14 protein-coding genes are annotated in these 22,752 nt (G+C 45.4%); 6 read left to right on the top strand and 8 right to left on the bottom strand.

The features are described 5' to 3' along the window. Positions 1–8: 8 nt before the first annotated feature. From DWV53_RS09585 to DWV53_RS09570, 4 genes are all read left to right on the top strand, one after another. Entirely contained in the window at positions 9–767 is a 759-nt protein-coding gene (locus DWV53_RS09585) for a lysophospholipid acyltransferase family protein (RefSeq protein ID WP_118153181.1), read from the top strand. A gap of 94 nt (positions 768–861) precedes the next feature. Beyond that, positions 862–1,602: a polyprenol monophosphomannose synthase gene (locus DWV53_RS09580; protein WP_006847253.1), complete on the top strand. Its 741-nt coding sequence runs from the start codon at positions 862–864 to the stop codon at positions 1,600–1,602. A 49-nt stretch (positions 1,603–1,651) separates the two neighbouring features. Next, a complete protein-coding gene (mfd, locus tag DWV53_RS09575) occupies positions 1,652–5,062 on the top strand; it encodes a transcription-repair coupling factor (protein WP_118153179.1) in 3,411 nt (1,136 codons plus the stop codon). 367 nt (positions 5,063–5,429) lie between these two features. After that, positions 5,430–6,791 (top strand): TrpB-like pyridoxal phosphate-dependent enzyme, encoded by a 1,362-nt coding sequence (locus DWV53_RS09570; RefSeq protein ID WP_118153177.1) that lies wholly within the window; start codon positions 5,430–5,432, stop codon positions 6,789–6,791. A gap of 196 nt (positions 6,792–6,987) precedes the next feature. Here DWV53_RS09570 and DWV53_RS09565 read toward each other — a convergent pair whose 3' ends face one another. The 3 genes from DWV53_RS09565 to DWV53_RS09555 all read right to left on the bottom strand — a co-directional run bounded on the left by DWV53_RS09565 (position 6,988) and on the right by DWV53_RS09555 (position 13,472). Continuing rightward, positions 6,988–7,542: a glutathione peroxidase gene (locus tag DWV53_RS09565; protein ID WP_006847257.1), complete on the bottom strand. Its 555-nt coding sequence runs from the start codon at positions 7,540–7,542 to the stop codon at positions 6,988–6,990. 662 nt (positions 7,543–8,204) lie between these two features. Then, positions 8,205–12,203 (bottom strand): hybrid sensor histidine kinase/response regulator transcription factor, encoded by a 3,999-nt coding sequence (locus DWV53_RS09560; protein WP_181992465.1) that lies wholly within the window; start codon positions 12,201–12,203, stop codon positions 8,205–8,207. Positions 12,204–12,437: 234 nt separating this feature from the next. Beyond that, positions 12,438–13,472 carry an OB-fold nucleic acid binding domain-containing protein gene (locus tag DWV53_RS09555; protein ID WP_147468766.1) on the bottom strand — a complete coding sequence of 345 codons (1,035 nt, stop codon included), beginning with the start codon at positions 13,470–13,472 and terminating at the stop codon, positions 12,438–12,440. A gap of 417 nt (positions 13,473–13,889) precedes the next feature. On the opposite strand from DWV53_RS09555, the gene DWV53_RS09550 reads away from it, so the two are divergent. Together DWV53_RS09550 and DWV53_RS09545 are read left to right on the top strand one after the other, a co-directional pair. Beyond that, the gene (locus DWV53_RS09550) at positions 13,890–14,501 is read left to right on the top strand and encodes a hepatitis A virus cellular receptor 1 (RefSeq protein WP_147468765.1); all 612 of its coding nucleotides are present in this window, start codon (positions 13,890–13,892) and stop codon (positions 14,499–14,501) included. Positions 14,502–14,539: 38 nt separating this feature from the next. Beyond that, the gene (locus DWV53_RS09545) at positions 14,540–15,238 is read left to right on the top strand and encodes a hypothetical protein (protein WP_147468764.1); all 699 of its coding nucleotides are present in this window, start codon (positions 14,540–14,542) and stop codon (positions 15,236–15,238) included. 70 nt (positions 15,239–15,308) lie between these two features. Here the strand turns inward: DWV53_RS09545 and DWV53_RS09540 are convergent, their stop codons facing one another. The 5 genes from DWV53_RS09540 to DWV53_RS09520 all read right to left on the bottom strand — a co-directional run bounded on the left by DWV53_RS09540 (position 15,309) and on the right by DWV53_RS09520 (position 22,424). Beyond that, positions 15,309–16,385, bottom strand: coding sequence for a DNA/RNA non-specific endonuclease (locus DWV53_RS09540; protein WP_118153168.1), 1,077 nt, complete (start codon positions 16,383–16,385; stop codon positions 15,309–15,311). 181 nt (positions 16,386–16,566) lie between these two features. Next, on the bottom strand, positions 16,567–16,818 hold the full coding sequence (locus tag DWV53_RS09535; protein ID WP_118153166.1) for a type B 50S ribosomal protein L31: 252 nt from the start codon (positions 16,816–16,818) through the stop codon (positions 16,567–16,569). Between the two features lie 190 nt (positions 16,819–17,008). After that, positions 17,009–18,487, bottom strand: a complete 1,479-nt coding sequence (locus DWV53_RS09530; RefSeq protein WP_147468763.1) for a choice-of-anchor J domain-containing protein — start codon at positions 18,485–18,487, stop codon at positions 17,009–17,011. 44 nt (positions 18,488–18,531) lie between these two features. Beyond that, on the bottom strand, positions 18,532–19,752 hold the full coding sequence (locus DWV53_RS09525) for a DUF5689 domain-containing protein (RefSeq protein ID WP_118153162.1): 1,221 nt from the start codon (positions 19,750–19,752) through the stop codon (positions 18,532–18,534). Positions 19,753–19,823: 71 nt separating this feature from the next. Continuing rightward, positions 19,824–22,424 (bottom strand): TonB-dependent receptor, encoded by a 2,601-nt coding sequence (locus DWV53_RS09520; protein ID WP_118153160.1) that lies wholly within the window; start codon positions 22,422–22,424, stop codon positions 19,824–19,826. Positions 22,425–22,752 lie beyond the last annotated feature (328 nt).

Raw genomic sequence — 22,752 nt, 5'->3', positions numbered from 1 at the left:
AATAAAAAATGAAGTACTTATATCGTCTGTATCAGCTTGTAATATGCTTGCCAATCCTCTTGTTGGCTAGCGTTTTAACCAGTGTAACTACAGTTTTGGGATGCATGCTGGGCAATGGCCATTTCTGGGGCTATTATCCTGGTAAGTATTGGTCCTGGCTTTGGGTCCGCATTCTCCTTCTGCCTGTAAAGGTGGAGGGACGTGAGCATCTCAAGAAGAACCAGAGTTATGTTTTCGTGGCCAATCATCAGGGTGCTTTCGATATCTTCCTGATTTACGGCTTCCTGGGCAGAAACTTCAAGTGGATGATGAAGAAGGGCTTGCGCAAAGTGCCTCTCATCGGTATCGCCTGTGAGTATGCGCACCACATCTTTGTAGACAAGAGCGGACCTTCTAAGATCCGTGCTTCTTATGACCGTGCTCGTGAGGTGCTTAAAGAGGGCATGTCGCTGGTGGTATTCCCAGAGGGTGCCCGTTCGTTTACGGGTCACATGGGCGTGTTCCGCCGCGGTGCTTTCATGCTTGCCGATGAACTGCAGTTGCCGGTATGTCCGCTTACCATCAATGGCAGTTTCGATGTGAAGCCTCGTATGAAGGACATCTACTGGGCTTTCTGGCATCCTCTGAAGCTCACTATTCATGAGCCTATCGAGCCGATAGGCAAGGGAGCTGACAATATCAAGAACCAGATGAACAAGAGCTATGAGGCGATCATGAACGGACTTGACAAGAAATATCAGGGTTTTGTAGAGAATCCGGACCAATAATTTCGGTTTTTCGCTTGTTATTTCAAAAATAAGTTGTAATTTTGCATCTGTATTACATTATTTAGTATCAGAATCATTAAAATTAGAAGAAGTTATGAGTGATAGCATAGTAATCATTCCTACATATAATGAGAAGGAAAACATCGAGAAAATCATCCGTGCTGTCTTCGGTCTCGAAAAGCAGTTTGATATCCTCGTTATCGATGACGGAAGTCCTGATGGTACTGCTGCCATTGTCAAGGGCTTGATGGCTAATGAGTTTGCCGGTCGTCTGCATATCCTGGAGCGTTCGGGTAAACTCGGTTTGGGTACTGCCTATATCATGGGCTTCAAATGGTCATTGAAGCAGGGCTATGACTTCATCTTCGAGATGGATGCCGACTTCAGTCATGATCCTAATGATTTGCCTCGTCTCTATGCGGCAACTCACGATGAGGGCTATGATGTGGCTGTAGGCTCAAGATATATTTCGGGTGTGAACGTGGTCAACTGGCCTATCGGACGCGTATTGATGAGCTATTTCGCTTCTAAATACGTACGTATCGTAACCGGATTTAAGGTGAATGATACCACAGCTGGATTCGTCTGCTACCGACGTAAGGTGTTGGAAACCATAGATTTGGATGCTATCCGCTTCAAGGGCTATGCTTTCCAGATAGAGATGAAATATACGGCTCATCGAATCGGTTTCAAGATCAAGGAGGTGCCTGTCATCTTTGTTAACCGTCGTGAAGGTGTGAGCAAGATGAGTGGTGGCATCTTCGGTGAGGCTTTCTTTGGCGTGATGCGACTGCGCCTGGATGGCTGGTTCAAGAAATATCCGAAGAAGGATTAATACTCTGTAATCACTACTCAGTAATCAGTAATCACTAATCAGTACTTGGATGGAAATCCAAAAGATAGAAAAAACATACGGGCGTTCGCCACAGGCGGATGCCCTCTTTGATTTGATGGGGAAGAAGTCGGTTCATTCCATTTTTCTCCAGGGTTTGCTGTGCTCTTCGGCTCCGATGTTCTTTGCTTCTCTGCAGGGGAAGATGAGGCGTTCGGTACTCTTCGTGCTGGATGATGCCGATGAAGCAGGCTATTTTTATCACGATCTCACTCAGATGATGGGGCAGGAGAAGGTCTTCTTCTTTCCTTCCAGCTATCGGCGTGCCGTGAAATACGGGCAGCGTGATGCAGCGAACGAAATCCTACGTACAGAGGTGCTGGCGCGCCTCTCTTCGGGAGGACATTTCCTGGTAGTCACTTATCCCGATGCACTGGCAGAACTCGTTGTGGCTAAGCAGAATCTGGATGAACGAATTCTGAAACTGGCTGTAGGCCAGCAGATTGCTCAGACCGATGTGGTTCATACCCTGCGCGATTTCGAACTCAAAGAAACCGATTATGTTTATGAACCGGGCCAGTTTGCCGTGCGTGGAAGCATCCTCGATGTTTATTCCTACAGCTGCGAATATCCGTTCCGTATCGACTTCTTCGGCGATGAGATTGACACCATCCGTACCTTTGATGTTGAGACCCAGCTCTCGCAGGTGAAGCGCACAGAGATAGAAATCGTGCCCGAACTCGCCCATATCGAGAGCAACAAGCAGTGTTTCCTCAATTTCCTCTCCGAAAGTACGCCAGTCGTGGCGAAAGACCTTTCTTTCGTTTGCGACCGCATCGGTCAGATCTATACTGAAGGCTTCTCATCGCAGAGTCTTACCGAGCAGCTGGAGGGAGCTACTGAGGTAGAGGCAGAGCGCATCAGACATGACATGAAGACCGAGCTCAACCTCGTTTCTCCGCTCGATTTCAAGAAGGCAGTAGCGGCTCATCTCCGTATCGAGTTCGGCAAGGTCGCTCCGTCAGAGAGTCCGGCTGTGATACCTTTCAATATCGCTCCACAGCCTCTTTTCCATAAGAATTTTAATTTGCTTTGCCAGACTCTGGAGGATTTCCTGCTCCAGGGTTACACCTTATATATATTGGCAGATAGCCAGAAGCAGCAACAGCGCCTGAAGGATATCTTTGAAAGCGAAGAGCTGAAGCACTACGCCATCCGTTTTACACCGGTAGACAAGACGCTTCATGAAGGCTTTACTGACCATGACAAGAAGTGCTGTTTCTTTACCGATCATCAGATTTTTGACCGTTTTCATAAATATAACCTGCGCTCAGATAAAGCGAGAGCCGGCAAGATGGCACTCACCATGAAGGAACTGCAGGAGATGGAAGTGGGAGATTTTATCGTGCATGTAGACTTCGGTATCGGCAAGTTCGGCGGTCTGGTTAGGGTTCCTACGGGCAACAGCTATCAGGAAATGATCCGCATCGTCTATACGAACAATGACAAGGTGGATGTTTCTATCCACTCGCTTTATAAAATCAGCAAATATCGCCGCAGCGATACCGGTACTCCGCCTCGCCTGTCTACACTGGGTACAGGTGCCTGGGATAAACTCAAGGACAAAGCTAAGAAGCGAATCAAGGACATTGCGCGCGACCTGATCAAACTCTATGCCCAGCGCCGACGGGAGAAGGGATTCGCCTTCAGTGCCGACAATTATCTGCAGCATACGCTGGAGGCTTCCTTCCTGTATGAAGATACGCCAGACCAGAATAAGGCTACTCAGGAGGTAAAGAAGGATATGGAGAGCGGCAGACCGATGGACCGTCTGGTTTGTGGCGATGTGGGCTTCGGCAAGACAGAGGTTGCCATCCGTGCAGCCTTCAAGGCAGCGTGCGACAGCAAGCAGGTTGCGGTGCTGGTGCCTACTACCGTTCTGGCTTTCCAGCACTATCAGACTTTCAAAAAGCGTCTGGAAGGCATGCCGGTAAGGGTAGACTATCTCAGTAGAGCCCGTACAACGAAGGAAACCAGAGAGGTGCTTGACGCCCTGAAAGAGGGTAAGATTGATATCCTCATAGGTACGCATAAGCTGATATCAAAGACCGTGAAATGGCATGACCTGGGACTGCTCGTCATCGATGAAGAGCAGAAGTTCGGTGTGTCTACCAAAGAGAAACTCCGTCAGCTCAAGGTAAATGTCGATACACTCACGATGAGTGCCACTCCGATTCCGCGAACCCTCCAGTTCTCTCTGATGGGCGCCCGGGATATGAGTATCATGCGCACTCCGCCACCTAACCGTTATCCGATTCATACCGAACTGGTAACGTTTAGTAGTGAAGTTATCTGCGATGCCATCAATTTCGAGATGAGCCGAAACGGACAGGTTTATTTCGTATGCGACAGAATATCCAAGCTTCCGGAGCTCAAGATGCTCATCGAGAAGCATATCCCAGACTGTAGGGTAGCAATCGGTCACGGACAGATGAAGCCTGAGGATTTGGAGAAAATCATCATGGGCTTTATCAATTACGATTATGATGTACTGCTTTCTACCACTATTGTAGAGAACGGTATCGACATTTCCAATGCCAATACGATTATCGTGAGCGATGCTCATCACTTCGGATTGAGTGACCTGCATCAGATGCGTGGACGCGTAGGAAGAAGCAACAAGAAGGCTTTCTGCTATCTGATGGCGCCACCTAAGAGTGCACTTACTCCTGAGGCGCGTCGCCGTCTGGAGGCTCTGGAGACGTTCAGCGAACTGGGTAGCGGCTTCAATCTCGCCATGCAGGACCTGGATATCCGCGGTGCGGGTAATCTGCTGGGCTCTGAGCAGAGCGGTTTTATGGAAGATCTGGGTTATGAAACCTACCAGAAGATTCTCTCTCAGGCTGTCACAGAGTTGAAGAACGAGGAGTTCTGTGATCTTTATCAGGAGAAGATGGATGAAGGTGCCCAGCTTACGGGTGATGATTTCGTTGACGATTGTGGCATAGAGAGCGATCTGGAGATGTATTTCCCTCAGACTTATGTGCCTGGTGACAGTGAGCGCATGCTTCTTTATCGTGAACTGGACCGCCTGGAGAGCGATGATGAAGTAGAAGCTTACCGCAAGCGTATGATAGACCGTTTTGGTCCTGTGCCTCATGAAGCAGACGAACTGATGCATGTGGTAGGTCTGCGTAGGGTAGGCAAGAAGCTAGGTTGCGAGAAGATTATTCTCAAGCAGGGCTATATGCAGATGCAGTTTGTAAGCAATGTAAACAGTCCGTTCTACAGAAGTCAGATGTTTAACCGCATACTCGCTTACGTTACCAGTCATATTCAAGATTGTGTTCTGAAAGAAAAATTCAACAAGCGAATGCTTCGCATCAATGATGTGAAGACAGTAGGGCAGGCTGTAAACCTGTTGAATCAGATATCGCAGATAGATTTAGGTAATGAAAAGTAATCAGTTTATTGCATAAAAAAAACATTGGAATCCCAATATCCCTATTGAGTTCCAATGTTTTATTTTTTGTATAAGTAAAAGATGATGATAAGCGTTTCACAACGCATGTTGAATTTTTCTGTTGCAAAGATACTATTTTTCATTATAATATTGGGTGTAATATTTGGTATTTTGTGGGGTAATATTTGATTAAATTTATAAAAATGACACTGAAAATACACTTATGTAACAAATAATACCTGTAGAATGAACTATTTTATTGGATAAAAATAAAAAATAGTGGAAAAACACATAAAAAAATTCTTTATTTCATTTTTTATTTGTACCTTTGTTCAGGCATACAACAATTTTAAACATATATATAAACATGAGACAGAAAAAGTACATCTTAAGCGAGCAGGAACTTCCTACTCAGTGGTACAACATTCAGGCAGATATGCCTAACAAGCCATTGCCACCATTGAACCCTCAGACACACCAGCCAATGAATGCTGATGATTTGTCACACGTATTTAATAAGGAGTGCTCAAAGCAGGAACTTGATACAGAGCACGCTTGGATTGATATTCCGGAAGATGTGCTGGAGAAGTACACCTTCTACCGTTCAACCCCTCTTGTACGTGCTTATGCCCTTGAGGAGGCACTCGGTACTCCGGCGCATATCTACTTCAAGAATGAGAGTACCAACCCGTTAGGTTCTCATAAAATTAATTCAGCGATTCCTCAGTGCTATTACTGTAAGCAGGAGGGTGATACCAACGTCACTACAGAGACTGGTGCAGGACAGTGGGGTGCAGCCCTCTCTTATGCAGCAAAACTCTACGGCCTGGAGGCAGCAGTTTATCAGGTAAAGATTACCATGCAGCAGAAACCATACCGTTCCAGCATCATGCGTACGTTTGGAGCCACAGTAGAGGGTTCTCCTTCCATGAGTACACGTGCCGGTAAGAATATCATCACACGTGATCCTCATCATCCTGGTTCGCTCGGTACAGCTATCAGTGAGGCTGTTGAGTTGGCTACAACCACACCGGGCTGTAAGTATACGCTGGGTTCTGTGCTCAATCATGTGGCACTTCACCAGACCATCATCGGTCTAGAGACAGAGAAACAGATGGCGATGGCAGGTGAGTATCCTGATCAGGTGATTGCTTGTTTCGGTGGTGGTAGTAACTTTGGTGGTATTGCCTTCCCATTCCTCCGTCACAACTTCACAGGCGAGCGCCATACTGAGTTTATTGCTGCAGAGCCAGAGAGCTGTCCTAAACTGACTCGCGGTAAGTTTGAGTATGATTTCGGTGATGAGGCTGGTTATACTCCATTGCTGCCAATGTTTACTTTGGGTCATGATTTCAAGCCAGCCAACATTCATGCCGGTGGTCTCCGTTATCATGGTGCGGGCATGATTATTTCCCAGCTTCTGAAGGATGGTTACCTGCATGGTGTAGATATCCCTCAGCTGGAGTCATTCAAGGCGGGTATGCTCTTTGCACAGACCGAGGGTATCATTCCTGCTCCAGAGAGCTGCCATGCGATTGCAGCCACTATACGTGAGGCTCTGAAGGCTAAGGAAGAGGGCAAGGAGAAGGTTATCCTGTTCTGTCTCTCAGGCCATGGTCTTATCGATATGCCGTCTTACGATAGCTATATTAATGGCGATTTGCACAATTATTCAGTAAGTGATGAAGAAATCCAGCAGTTCCTCAAGGATGTGCCAAAGGTTGACTAATTTTCAGTTAACAGTTAATAGTTAATAGTTTATAGTTTATAGCAAACAGTTGACAATTATTCTTTGAGATATATTGAAATAACAATATCACATTATAAAAGAAGCCAGGCTGCGAAAAGCAACCTGGCTTTTTATTTAGAGATTCTATTCTCTTTTTTTAGAAATTCTATTCTCAGTTCGAGACTTCTATCTTTCATTAGAAGTTCAACCACTCTTCGATAGCCTTAGCGATGACATCGAAGCTTGTGGTAGGCTCGAAGCGGGCTACAACCTGACCCTTCTTGTTAACGAGGAACTTGGTGAAGTTCCACTTGATATCGGCACTCTCCTTGTAGTTAGGATCAGCCTCGCTCAACATCTTGTCGAGAACAGGGTAGAGAGGGTGGCTCTCGTCCCAACCAGCAAAGCCCTTACATTCTTTCAGAAATTTGAAGAGAGGGGCAGCATCGTCTCCGTTTACCTTGATCTTCTTGTAGCGCTGGAACTCTGTGCCGTATGTAAGCTTGCAGAACTGATGAATGCTTTCATCTGTACCAGGGGCTTGCTGACCAAACTGGTTGCAAGGAAAATCAAGTATTTCGAAACCTTGAGAATGATAGGTCTCATAAAGTTTCTCCAGTTCCTCATACTGAGGTGTGAAACCACACTTTGTGGCGGTGTTAACGATGAGCAGCACTTCGTTGGCATACTCCTTGAGGGAAACATCTTTTCCCTTTCTGTCTTTAACAGAAAATTCGTAAACAGTTCTCATTTTTTTTATCTTTATGTATGTGTTATCTATATTTCCGATCTCAACTTATATGATCTAGAGTGCAAAGATACTACTTTTCTCTTAGAATACTTCAATAGTTTTTTTAAAAATTCTAAAAATCGAACAAAATCATAGATGAAGGAATGAGCGTAATATATATAATGTAGATAGTATCGCAGTTAAGAGTATATAGATTCCGTAGATAATTGGGTTTGTGAATAGAAAGGTGTGTAGATTATAAGACTACATAACGGCCTGCATGAAAGATGAAAAAATAAAAAATGCAGGATTTTCACAAACCCTGCATTCCTTTTTCTTTACCTCTTTTTCCTCAAAAAAACAAAGAAAAAGAGGTTTACGATTAATCTATCATTTAACTTTTCTAAGAACTTGTTGCAAAGGTACTACATTTTCTTGTAACACCAAACTTTTTCTCAGCTTTTTTTCAGTAAAAAGGGAAAATTAATCAAATACCCCCCATTTTTATACTTTTTTGCAATATTCGGTCAAAAAACTAAGCAAAACGGCTCAATTTTATGACTATTCTGCTTTTTTCCTTGCTTGAACGTTTTGCTGTGTACGATAACGAAGAAGGCTGTGCCCGACAACAACTGAAGATATGTTCTGTATATGTATTACTTTTTTATCTGTAATGATGCGGGCTATCCCTGCGTTCTGTTTCGGTATTCAGTAGGCACGATACCCGTTTCTTTCTTGAATACCTTCGAGAAATACTTAGGGTCGGTGAAACCTACTGCGAAGGCGATACTGGTCAGAGTATCGTCTGTCTTGCGCAACATCTCGCATGCCTTCTTGATACGTATATGGCGAACGAAGTCTACCGGTGTCATTCCGGTTATTGCTTTCACCTTATTATATAGTACGCTTCGGCTCATACCGATTTCGTTCGAGATGTCATCAATCTTGAGTCCCGGGTTGCCTGCATTGGCAACAACAAACCAGAAGACACGCATCATGGTTCTGTCTTGAATCTGTGCCGCTATAAATGCCAGCTCGCTGTTTGGATCAACCGCTTCGCTCTCGGCACTAGTTTCAGCCTGGTTAAGAGCAGGCAGAGAAGCTGCTGCAGGCAGTATTCGCAGGGCTGCTATGGCATCTTTATCGCCAGTTTCCTTCAGTTTTCTGATGACATCCATCTGAATGTTGCGGCGCTGGGTGAGGATAGCCTCTATTCTGCCGAGCAGATAAGTGGTAGAGAATGGCTTGGTAATATAGGCAACAATACCTTCATCAAAGCCTCGCTGCTGGTCTTCTACGCTTGCCTTGGCCGAGAGAATCATCACTGGGATGTTGTTGAGGGTGGTATCCTGCTTGATCTCGTGAATCATCGACAAACCATCCATCACAGGCATGGTAACGTCCGTGAGGATAAAGTCTGGTATCTCCTTGCGGACCATCACTAAACCAGCCTTTCCGTTCTCTGCGAGCAGCACGTTATAGGTAGGCGAGAGGATGCTGTAGAGGAACTTGCGCAGGTCGGCATTGTCTTCTACTACCAGTATCGTCTGGTCTTTTTGTTCCGCTTCTTCCTGTGCAGTTTCCTGTTCCTTGCCCATTTCTTCCAGGCGTTCAGCCTCTGCATCCTTTTCTTCTTTCTGTTTGTTGGTTTCTTCCAGATAGTCAGATGCATTGTGGTCGTCAATCTGGCCATTCGCTTTTTCTCTTTCTGCCAGGTCGTAATCTTCCTCGGTCAGACCGCTGTTCGTATGGAAGTCTGCCTTGTTGCCGTATCTCTGAACCTTGTCCAGCATTACCAGCATCTCGTTAGCATTGTCTGCTATCATTTTCAGCAGTTCCTTGCCCTTTCGGGTGATACCCGGCTCGGTATCCAGAATGGTTCTTACCGGGGCTCCGATGAGCGTTAGAGGGGTTCTCAGACGGTTGGCAGCATCGTTGTAGAATTCGTTCTTCAGCACGCTCATCTCGTGGGTTATGTTCTCGCGTTGGCGCTGGTTGTAGGTATAGAAGATTGCGCCTACGATACCGAAGAGCAGGAGCAGCATGAGAAACTTGCCCCAGATGCTTTCCCAGAAGGTAGGGCGCACTTCGATAGGCAGTTCTGCCACATACTTGCTCCATACACCATGCGAGTTGGTGGCTCTCACCTTGAGTACGTAATCGCCATGATTGATACGGTTGAAGCCGATGACATTGCTGCTTCCGTTCGATATCCACTCGCCTGGAGCTGTATAACCATCTATGCGATAGAGGTATCTGGTCTGATACTTGCGCTGATAGTCGAGTGATGCGAAGGTGATGGTCAGACTTCGCTTGTTGGCAGGAATCACCACTTTTTCCTTGTGCAGGATAGGTTCCGACTCCTTCTCTCCGCTATAATGGAGGGAACTGAAGATGACTTTAGGCTGGTAGTTGCTCTTCTTCAGCGTAGCCGGATTGAAGGTAATCAGTCCCATCGGGGTACCTACCGAGATGTTGTTGCTTGCCGGATCGTGGTAAGGACGGCTTTGCGAGAACGACATGTAGAAGTCGAAATCGTTAGGTCCGAACACATTGCACTGGCCCGTTTTCGGGTTTACGCAGTCGATACTCGATTCTCTGATTACCCAGATTCTTCCCTGGTTGTCTTCTACCATGCCCTGTACGATGCCTTCGTTAACATCGATGGCATGGAAGTATTTCATCTTCAGGTTGTCTTGCAGGAGCGATTTGCTCACAATCTCTTCCATCACGCCGCCCTGTTGCGAGATATACATCTTGCCGCTGGTGTGCTCCATGATATTGTTCATATCGTTTGCAGCCAGACTTGTTGTATCGTTCGGTATGTAGTAGGTCTTGTGGTATTTGATCTTTCTTGCGTTTGTAAAGGCATCACTGAAGGTGATGAGACCATCTGTAGTACCTACGAGAATGGTTCCCGTAGTGGTGCAGCAGATGCGGCGTACGCGGTCGTAGTGCTGCTTCTCCCAAGGCAGTCCGTTTCGTTTACTGATGAAGCTGATACTGCCGTCTGCTGCCTCATTTACCAGGGCGATACCGCCACCATAGGTACCTATCCAGATGCGTCCGGTGCGGTCGGCTACGATGTCGAATACCTTGTCGAATGGCAGTGAAGCGGGGTCGTTTGCATCGTAGGTAAAGTGTCTTACCTGCATTTTGTCTATCAGATATACACCGTTTCCGTTGGTTCCTATCCATGTTCTTCCCTTGATATCGAAGTGGATGGCGAAGATGCCCTTCTCGGCGAAGTTTACCTGCTGTGGCACAATCTGTCCGCTTGGCGAAAGGTATCCGATACGCTGGTAGGAGGCGTTGAGTACCTGGATTACTCCATTGTGATAGCCTGTCCAGATATGTCCGTCTGGTGATGCATTTACCGAGAACACTTCGTCTTCGCCCACATCCAGCTTGTTGATAATGTAAGGGTGATATTTGAAGACTACCTGTGTCAGGTCGTGAGAGCCTGTCAGCCAGAGGATTCCCTGGTCTGAGAGTACATATTTCGTAATCTTCGGTATGCGGTAGTTGCCCGATGAATTGCTTCTCAGCAGATAAGGCACCAGTTTTCCTGCCTTGCGGTCAAAATAACTGAAGGTTCCTCCTCTTGGCACTACCCAGAGGGTCTTGTTTTCGTCTTGTGTGATGAAATTGCTTTCGCAGGTTGTGCGGTCCATCGGGTCGTCCTGATCGGCAAAGAGCCACTGCTTCTGTCCGGTCTTCGGGTTGATGAGGGTTACTCCCATACCGTCTGTAAATGCCCATACCATACCGAAATCATCGGTATAAATCTTCTTTACCTCTGCCAGAGGCTGACTCGGGCTCTGTACGTTGATGATATCAAACTTGAAGGTGCGCGGGTTGTAGATGATAACACCCAGATTGGTTACCAGCAGGAGTTGGTAACCTGTATTTTTCAGTTGGTTGATACGGGTTACGCCTTCCGGCATCGGTATCATGGTGAGTCGGTTCTGCAGGTCATATTTTGCCAGTTTGCCGTCTTCAGTTGCCAGGAACTCATCTTCTCCCACCCCTCTGAGCCATTTGAAAGGCAGTTTGCTTGGAATTTTCGAATGATATATGTATGCGCCTTTGTCGGTAAGCACCCATTCTCTTCCGTGTATATCTTGATGGATGTACCATACATTTCCGCTTCTGAGTCCCTTTTCTCCTACTTTGATGAGTTCTATGTTCCGCTCTTCAAAGGTTCTTCCTGCTGATCGGATGATGTATTTTCCATCTTCTGAAGTAAACCATGTAGCTCCGTTTTTCATTGGGTATACCTGGCTCACGCGCAGGTCGATGTTGAACAGTTCGTTGAATTTCTGTCCAACAGCAAAGAACCGGCAGAAGTGGGTATCGTATACGTAGAGCTTGTGGTCGTATGTGATACACCACACGTTGTTGTTATAGGATGGTTCTATTTGGAGTATACGGTTGGTTGACAGGACGTCAATATCATCGGGGTTGTCTCTGAAAGTATGAAACTTGTAGCCGTCATAGAACGACAGTCCGTTCCAGGTACTGAACCACATGAGGTTGTCTTTACCTTGTTTGAGGTCTGAGATGGTATTGGCAGCGAGTCCGTCTGTGATAGAGAATTTTCTCACATCGCAGTAGGGTACAGCTGCTGTCATGATGGTAGAGAGCAGTCCTAATAGGGTAATATATAATTTTCTTTTCATCATTTTTATTCGTATACGTTTATTAATCGCAACAAAGGTAGTGAAAATAAATGAGATATTGTAGTTTTAGGTGTATTTTTTTATGTTATTGCATTAAATTATTCCACTTTTCATGTTATAGGGGTAATATTTGGTTGATTTGCTGGTGGTTCCTTCTTATGTTATGCCTAACAAAAAACTCCCCCGATAAATGAATATCGGAGGAGCAGTAGGGATATATTGTTTTGAATTTGATTACTTCTGAATCATCTTCTTTCCGTTCTTGATGACTACACCCTTGTAAGCCTTGGTTACCTTCTGGCCTGCGAGGTTGTAAACAGGAGCGTTCTTTGCAGCTTCGTCTGCTGTAATGTTAGTGATGCCGGTAGTTTTACCATTCAGAGAGATGAGAATGTTGTTTTTATCAAGCTCATAAGTAGTGTTAAACTTCTTAAGCTTACCATAAACAACAACTACGTCACCCACCTTGATGTCCTCTACAGAAGTGAATTTCTGACTCTCGAAAGAAAGACCACCGTAAACCTGCAATTCATTTCCTGTTGTACCATCGTCAGAAATGTTGTAAGAAAGGCTGCCGAATGTAGCATTTAACTCTTTACTAGCCTGAGATACAGTACCCTTAACATATACACTTTCGCTCAGACCTTCACCTGCATCAATCAGTTCCTTTGCCTTAGCAATGGTATAAGCGGTTTCTGCTGTATTTGTGATGTCCACGATTACAGGAGCATCGCCTACCTTATAATATGCAATCTTAGAAACCTGAATCAAACCATTACCTGTTCCAGCCTGGCAGTCAAAGATAAACTTATAGTAATTGTTTGCAGCAGAATTAGTTGGCTTGAAGATCAGGTCTCCATCTTCAATCGTTGCAGGGATTTCTTCAGTTACATTGTTACATTCTGCATCAGTTGCTACCTGCAACTTGATAGAATTGATTTTATCTTTAGTAATTTTGTCGATGGTCAGGACAATATTGCTGATTGGCTGATCAATAGCAGGTGAAGTGATGGAAGCTATAGATGCTACTTTCTTTCTTCCGCATCTGATGTATTTCCAACCCTGCCACTGGTATGTATTGAAATTCTCAATAGTCCAGACATCTTCTCCAATTGTAGCCTTCCAGGTTTTGTCATAACCATTTATTTCCTTGCCTTCAGTACCTTCATCAGGGAAAGTCAATACTTTGTAAGGAGTTGTTCCTGCAAACGTAACGCTAGCTACGAATGCCAGAACCAATGATAATGAATAGCGTAAAAATTTGTTCATAACTTAATAATTTTAAAGGTTTAACGTATAATTAATAAACTGTTGAAACTCATTTTGTGAGCGCATTCTTAGAATTTTCTTTGTTCTAAAAGTATGTTCTTTGAATAATTACTTATTTATGATGCAAAGATACGAAAAATATCGATACGATGTGTTAAGAAGGTGTTAAATCTTTGATACAGAGAAAGAAAGACCATCAAAACCGAAAGAAATACCACTCTGGGCAAAGAAAAATACATCAAAAAAGCAGTTGCTTTTGAAAGAATAGGGATTTCCCCCTCAGTTTGTATCCTTTTCCCCTTTGATGCAGACGAAAAATCCACTACCTTTGCATCGGGTTCAAGAAAGAATGCTGTTCTTCGAGAACTCAATAATTAGAAGATATAAGAATATAAATAACTTAACTGATAAATTGATATGAAAAAGTTTACTACTCTTCTCACAATGGCTTTCATAGCTTTGATGAGCATCTCATTCACTTCATGTGATGATGATTCTGATATTGCATACACCCTCGATGGTACCTGGAAGGGTAATATGTTGGTAGAATATGGTAATCAGAAGGCTCTCTACTCGGTAATCCGCTTCGACCAGAATGATGGCATCTATTCCGGTACAGGCTATTGGATCGATTACTTTAAGGGAAATTACTGGCATGGCAACAATTATATAGCAAACCATATTACCTGGACAGTACGTAACAGAAACATCTATATCACTCTTCTTGATGAGAATAGTGATGTTGTGATTTACGACTATGCTCTGGGCGACCGCAAGTTCTCCGGATATGTAGAGGCTGATAACGGCAACCGTGCTTATTTCGAGCTTTATCGCGATTCTTACAGCTATAACTGGCGCGATTATGACTGGGGCTACGATTGGGATTACGATGACGGTTGGGGCTACAGCAAGCAGCATTCGGGCTTGGAGAACACCCAGATTGTTTCTCGCGGAGCTAAGGATTCTGTAGAGTATGTTAAGGTGGCAGATGATAATCAGAAGCCTGTTCGCCGCTTTATAGTGAAGTAAGGCAATAAGGAATTTAGTTTGAAGAAAGGAAACAAGATATGAAAAAGTTTAATCGGATATGGATGTGGATGGCGATAGCCGCAGCATCTTTCTCATTCACCTCATGTGATGATGATGATTACTGGTATGATGACTATAATCATGGTGGCTGGGGATGGAACCAGGGCGACTGGAACAATGGTTCTAACGGCTCTCAGGATGATTACCTGCTGTCGGAGGCTCAGACTCTTACAGGCGACTGGAGAGGCTCTGTGATGCTCTCTGAACTTGCTGAGGACGGCCAGTCTCGCAATAACTACAGTTTCAATGCCGAGATGACGTTCTATCAGGCGGGTGATAAGGTTAACTCGCTCAGTGGTAATGGTGTAGAAGTGGATTATGCCGATGATGGAAGCAATGAATCCCAGACTCTGAAGTTTACCTGGTATATCGATAAGAATGGTGATATTTATATCCGTTATAATGATACGGGTGCTACCTATGTGATGGATGCAGGTGCTAAGCAGTATGGTTTCCATCTGGGTGATGAAAAGGGCCAGGATGTGTTCTATGGTTTTATGATAGGAACAGGTAAGGCTAAGGGTGATGTGATGCAAATCGATTTAGTGCGCTACGATCCGAGTGGAGCCCGTAAGAAGACCCGTTCTGCTGCAACCGATTCCGTAGCTCCTAGCTTCGGTAAGGCTACCGGCAGGGCATTCATGCCACATGCTATCAAGAAGTTGCCGAGAAGATGATGATATAAACAAAAGAAATCCGCTCACTCATTGATTTGAGAGAGCGGATTCTTTGTTTGTATATAGCCTTTTATTTAAAGCCCCAAAGTTTCTTGATGACTTCTGCATCTTCGTTTTCCACTTTCTTCTCGGTTTCATCAGGGAGATTACAGAAGAAGTCGATACCGGTTTTGTCTTCCAGCGTCTTGATGTTTACGACATAGTTGCCGAGCATATCGCCCTTTTCAAATGCCTTGTCCACGTGAGGGAACCAGTAGCCGAAAGCATTGTATTTAAAACTGTCAGTGTCTTTATTATATTTCTTTTCCAGGAATGCTACAAAGAAATATTTTGGCACAGGGATATATCCATCATGAGGTTGTTTTACGTACTCTGATGGTTTGATATGGCTTCTGTTTTTAACATATTCTATTACGTTTCCGTTTTCAATAGTGCCACCCTTCACTACGAATAGCGTATCTCTTCCTGAGATGTTTTGCTTTAAGTTTTGCTGTTCCATTGCAAACCAAATACCTTTAGATTGGTTAAAGGTAGAATATTGTGGCTGCATATTGGTGAAATAGAAAGTCTGTTTGTTTGATACAGCTGAAACTTGGCGCTCATGAGATGCTATCAGGTGTCCGCGATCATAACCTGAGTTTTTGTATGGTGTTTCTGCAAATTCTGTAATTCCAGGGTAATACTTAGCCAAGTCTGGGTCATTGATAAAATCTCCTAAACGTCCCACGTTACCTCCTTTGTTGCTTTCACAATAGAAGTAGCAAGTCCAGCGCTGTGCTTGAAGATTGTCATCCCATTCAGAACTGAAGTTAACTGCATTATCTGCCATGTGAGTAACCACGTAGCTTGAACCTCCTTTAATCTTAGGAAATTCCAAACCATTGATGGCATTCTTTACTACCTCAGGCATAATGGCTGTAGGCATATTCATATTTTGGTTAGCCTTGTTGGTAGATACTCCTGGAGTATTATCTCCCAAACTGCCATCACCTGTGCTTCCACCTCCGGTATTACCACCACCCGTATTACCGCCACCGGTAGTACCACCGTTTTCAGGATAATAGAACTGCAGGGTATCGTCAGTGCCGCAGGCAGAGAACGTCATCGCAGCAACGAGCGCGAAGATAAAAAACTTAGTATGCTTCATAATTCTCGATAATGTTTTGAAGTTAAAGATTTAGTGCTTTCTATATAATAATGTATGTAGAAATCGATTGCATGAGGATAGAATAGAGAAAAAAAGTGCATTCCTACGTATATGCAACTACGCTGGAATGCACTCAGTATCTTTGCGATAATAAATATATCCTTATAAAAAAGGTATATTATTACTTCTTCAAGTTACCGTAACGGTTCATGAAGCGGTCTACGCGACCCGCTGTATCAACGAGCTTGCTCTTACCTGTGTAGAATGGGTGAGATGTGCTAGAGATTTCAATCTTAACAACTGGATAAGTCTCGCCTTCGAACTCAACAGTGTCGTTAGTCTTGCATGTAGACTGAGAGAGGAACATATCGCCGTTAGACATATCCTTGAATACTACAGGACGATAATTCTCTGGATGAATACCTTTTTTCATTTTTCTTTTTTATTTTTATTGGGTTATTAAAATTAGACGTCATGGGGATGCTTGCTGCATCATTTCGTGTCCCTTATCGGGGCATGCCCATTATAGCCTGTTATCAATTTCAGGCTGCAAAGTTACGCTTTTTTCCTGAAACCACCAAATTTTTCCTCTTCTTTTTAAGAAATATTTGAGAATTAGCGCTTTACTCCGCATAAACTATCTTGATGGTCTTCACGCGAAGCTGTACACCACCGCCTGTTGTCTCTGTAAAGAGGTTGGTGTAGGTGACTGTGGTGCCTGAGAACTCGATGGTGGCTGTGGCATTGCCCACGTAGTTGGTGCCGTTGTAGCTGTCGCAGGTCATCACAATCTGCTTAATCTTCTTGATGCCCTTGAAGATGAGCTTGTTGTTGGCATATACGCGAACGCCCTTGGTTTTGGTGTAGAACTTAGGACCATTCTTCTGACCGTTGGCATCGAAGTTTACGGTGGAACCATCTGAGAACTTTACGGTTTCTACGGCTTCCTCGTTCACCAAACCTGCTGCGTTGAGATCCAGCTCTACGCTGGCACCCGTGGTTGTGGCTGCCGCATTGCTCAATGTAACGGTGGTGCCATCGATGGTCAAGCCCTCGCCTGTGGCTGGAGTATCAGGCTTAGATGGAGTATCAGGTGTTTCTCCTGTAGCCTCTTTTACTGAGAGATTTTTTACTTCCCATGTTCCAGATGAAGCTGCGCAGGTATAGTGGAGAGCGATAACTACATTCTTCTTGCCCTTGAAGGCTGAGAGATCGTGCTTGTAGGTTTCCCAGGTTTTCCAATCCACACCTTCCTTCATTGTGCCAGTAATGTCAGTCCACTTGGTTGTTGCTGGGTCACCGGTGTAATTGTCTGTGATGAGAACCTGATTCTTTACTCCCTCAACGGCTGCACCATCTCTGGTAACATAACGGAGTATGTAAGAGAATTCCAATGTCGCGCCTTTAGATGCAGAGAGGTCAATAGCCTTAGAAACAATGTAGCTTTCTGAAGGAGTTGTTGTCTTAGAGGCAATATCGTAACCTGTAGCCTTTGCATAGCCGTAAGAGTCGATACCCCATGCTGTACCCTTGATGGTCTTGGCTGTGAATGAACCGAAGCTCTTGCTGAAGGTTTCGTTGATGTAGCCGTCTCCCGGAGTTTCTGGAGTTGAACCGCCCATTGGCTTACCGTTGAGTGTTACAACATAGTTGCCCGTGTCATACTCTTTGGTGCCATTGAAGTTTTTCGCCTTTCCGCAAATCACCACCTCATCGCCTGGCTTGAGAGCATCCTCGCCTGAGAACTTGGTGCGGTTAGGACCAGCATAACCATTGTAAACATAGAACTGGTTATTAGTAGTACCATCGTCAGAGATATAATACTTCAAGCTACCATAAGTAGCATCAAAACTGCCTGCCTTAACTGATACCACCTTACCCTTGGTGTAAACTTCCTGGTCGGCACTTCCGCCATCCTCGATATACTTAACGATACCAGCCACATTGAATGGGTCGGCAGCAGTACCTGTACCCTTAGGCTCGCCAGCACTTGGAGCTTCAGGCTTGGTAGGCTGTGTGTAAGGTTCTGGCACATCCTCGCAGCTGCTGAATGTGAAGGCAGCCATTGCCGCCATCAAAACTGAAAATATATACTTTTTCATATTATTGTCTTTTTAAATATTGTTACTATTTTGATAATCAGTAATTACTTGATAGAGATGAGATTGCCACCCTTAATCTCTTTGGTGCCGTTATAATCAAGCAGGGTGCCTGATACAACCACCTTCTTGCCCGGTACAAGGATTTTCTTGGTTTCCTCTGTCCACTTTGCACCATCGATGTTGTAGCAACGGAATACCTCGAGAGTCTTGCCTTCTGTATCCTTACCGTCGTCAGAGATAACGAATGTACCGTTACCATACTGGCCTGTATCTACATCTTTCACCTTTACGATGATACCGGTAGCATAAACCTTAGCATCGCCTGCTGTACCGGCATTGATCTTCTCAAGTGCCTGAGCCACAGTGTAAGGCTTCTCCAATGTACCGCCTGTTTCTGATGCCTTCAGATCATCCGTGCTGCGAAGTACAATCTGCCAGGTGTCGCCGAATCGGGTGAAGATACCGGTGATATCGAATACACCCTGTGGAATCACCTCGTTGGCAAACTTAGAATAACCCGAGTTGCGCACTACCAGATTGTTTTTGTTGATTCTCTTGCCCGTTTCGGCATCAATCAGTTCCAGACTCGTATTGGTATCACCTGGTGCCCATACGTTTGTACCGTTGGCAGAAGCAAACTTCACCTTCTTCAGGGTCATCAGCTTGCCCACGTTAGCCTCCATATAGGCTGCATCAGTAAGCTTTGTCAGGTCAAACTCCTCTGGCACTACCGTGCTTGCATCAGCCTCGCCAGGGTTCAGAATCTTGAAGTGCTCGTTCCAGATGGCACGCTCTATCTTGCCCATACCCAGACTTCCGTCTGAGAGCTTGGTATTCACACCGCCAATCTGAGGCAACTTCTTGTAACTTCCGATATAGAGACCCTTCAGATTTACGAGAATCTCCTGACCAACAGGAAGATAACCCGACAGACCACTTCCGTTGATGGCAATAATGATAGCGCCGGATGCATCCTGTACGCTCACCTGGTTGTAGATATTGCCACTGACATCATTGCCCGTCACTACCGCCTTGATCATCATGTCTTTCTCAATCTGCTTGTAGCCATTGTCGCTGTTGATAACCGTAGCAAACTGGGTCTTCAAATCTGCTATGCTGATCACATTCTTCTCTCTCAGGCTGTTGTTGCCCCATGGAGATGCAGGCACCTTCTCGGTCAGGTCTGGGTCAGCATAACCGTCGCCCATACACGACCCCAGAGTCAGTGCCAGGAATGCCAATGCTATGAATTTTATCTTTTTCATTGTTCTTTCTTTTTATTGTTATAGAGAAACGGGATTGCTCCCTGTTCTTTATGTTAAAGAGAAACTGCTCTTTAGAATCTGTAAGATACCTGGAACATGCCGTTGGTACCCCAGGTGTAATACTTCTTAGGATTCTTAGAGAACTGGTAGAGGCGTGGATTCTTCACGTTGCCGTTAGCATCCAGTGTATAGCTTGAACGTGAGTTCTGCTCATATCCGCCAGTTACGATGGTCTGGTTGTTCAGCAGGTTGGTAATCATGAGGTTGAAGTTGAGAGAACCCTTCTTCAGTCTCACACTCTTGCCTATGCTCAGGTCAACCATCCATCCTCCGTGACCCTTCTCCTGAGCTACAGCATCCTCAGTCCAGCTCATACCGTCGAGTGTAGTAGGAGCAAAGATTTCAGGGAATGCCTTGTAGGCAGCCTGGCGGTTGGTCAGCACCTTCTCATATCTGTAGCTTGGAGAATAAGAGAGGTAGATGCGGTCGTAGTAGTTGGCATTGAGGTTGACGAACCATCCGTTTACGTGGGCATCGAGACCGATGCTTCCCACTGTGAGCGGTGTGCCACTCTCGCGCATATTCATCACGTAAGCCTTGTCCTGGTAAACCTCAGCACTCTTTGAGAGCATGTATACGGCGTTTACATTGTTGATGTTCTTCGCCTCGCTCATAGCGCCCAGAGTCTTCAGGTCGAGCCATGATGTAAGCTTGAACTTAGCGCCCACCTCTACACCATAGTATTCCTTCTTCAGTCCGGTCATGCTCACGTAGGTGAATGAATTCTCATCATCGTTGTAGAAGTTCTGCCATTCCGTAACGTTCTCCAGTCGGCTGTAGTATCCGCTCACGTTGGCACTCAGCCATGCGTTGCGATACAGGTAGCTGAATTCAGAGCTGAAGATGCGCTCGTTCTTGAGGTTAGTCACGAAGTCGTTGCTGATTTCAGGCGAGATGAAGGCTGTGCTTGCCATCGGCGCACGCAGCTCGTATCCGGCTCCGATGCTGAAGGCATGGCCTCTGCCCATATCCACGTTCAGGCTTCCCTTTACGCCACCGTCCAGGAAGTTGGCTGTGCCGCTCTTGCCCTGACTGTTGTTCGGTGCCATACCGTTGCGCATGTAGCCTCGGCGGTTCATTCCGGTATATCCGATACGTCCGCTCAGCATCGCCTTCATGTTGTAGAATTCGGCTGTATAGGTGCTCCATGCGTTTGCCTTGTTCACGTCGAGGCGATAGTCGTAACCGAACTTGTCGCCCTCGTAAACCAGCTTGCCTGTGTTGTTAGGACCGGCTGTGTTCAGGTCGTACTGCACACGTGGGTCGGTCTTAGGATAATCGCCCAGGGCATAGGTGTTGATGTTGTGGAAGATGGCACCGCCCAGCATGTCTTCCAGTGTCTGATAGTGCTGGTTGGTACTCTTTCCGAGCATGATACCCGTGGCCAGGTTCGATTTCTTGGTCAGCTTGGTGTTCAGAACGGATGACAGGGTCAGGGTCAGGTTGTCGTTGTGCTTAGCCTGAACATAGTAGAGCAGATCCTGTCCGTTCTTGGCTGCCTGCTGGTTGGCATAGTACAGGCGGTCCCAGTTAATCTGTCGGTTCTGCTTGCTTGCCTGCCAGTAATTTACGGCGTTGTTCCAGTTTTCCCAGGTATACATGTTGTTGCCGTTCTTGTAGTCGCCCCATACATAGTAGTTGGCAGATGGCATGTTCTTCCAGTAGTCTGGCTGCGGATTCTCTGCGTTGTTGTAGTTGAGCTTGGTGCTCTTGTACATAGAGTATTTTCCGAACACCGATGTGGTGAGCTTCATCTGGTCGTTGATTTCCCAGTCCCATGTAGCGATAGCCGAAGGGGCAAAGTCGTTCACTACGCGTGAGTTTCTCTTGTGTCCGTTCTGGTATCCCCAGTATGGGTTATACTGGTAGTCGTTCGCCAGCCAGTAAGCCTCGTCGGTGGATGCTCCCTGGGTGCTTCTTTCTGTAGGGTTACCCCATGTAGAGAAGCTCAGCGAGTGGCCGTTCATCCACTTCTTCTGTACACCGAAGAAATAGGAGAGGGCGTTGTAGATGGTTCCCTCTACGTATCCCTGGTTAGCCCAGCGGTAGGTGAGACCGGCTGTAATGGCCCATCCCTTCTCGTTGAATCCGCTGGAGTAGGAGTAGAGTCCGCGCAGGGTATAGTTGCGGTTGGCAACACCTACGCTTGCATACTGTCCTTCCTGCATGCTTCCGGCACGGAAATCATAGTTGTTGGAGCCTGCCATGCCCGTCATCGAATAGCCGTTGGCTTCGAAAGGCAGGGCGAAGTCTACGTTTCTGGAGAATCGGTTCAATCCGCCGATGTTGGAGAAACGGAACTGTCCGGTCTCCATATCGTTCATGGAAGCACCATTGATATAGACATCGTTGTACTTCTGGTTGAAGGCACGGTAGCGGAAACGTGCTGGCGAGAACCGGTAACCTGCCTGGCTCGCGTATACGTTGCTGGTAGAATTGAGGATGGTGACATTGGATGACATGTCATCGTCCTCGCCCAACTGTGCCTCGGAGAAGGTGAAAGCATTTTCGTCGAGTCCCTGGGCTATGTTCTGGTCAGTCTTTTCGTTCTGAGCCATAGCCAATGAACACGAGAAGAGCGCTAACATTGCTAAGTTTACTTTCTTCTGCATAGTTTATATGTGTTAAGTTTAACTGTCGGTGACAGCAGTCTTCTTTCGCAGTGATGATATATTTATAGTCCCGTTGGATTTTGTTTAGGTAAACTGTAAGGGGGACTTATCATGATTTCTGGTCTTGTGTCTTCTGTCCCGATCAAAAATATTTATCAGTGCTGCAAAGTAACAAAAAAAATTTTTAAAAGAGAAGTTATTTATGTTAAAAATGCATGAAAACTGAAAAATTATTCGTTTTTATGGAGATATTTCCGGTTTTTTAGGTATCTTTGCTGCGTATTTCCTTATGGAGTTAAGAAATACATATATAATAAGGTATACATTA

The organism is Segatella copri (genome assembly GCF_003465495.1).
Lineage (GTDB): Bacteria > Bacteroidota > Bacteroidia > Bacteroidales > Bacteroidaceae > Prevotella > Prevotella copri_G.
Note: the sequence above shows the minus strand (reverse complement) of the source record. Positions and strands in the feature narration are given on the sequence as shown.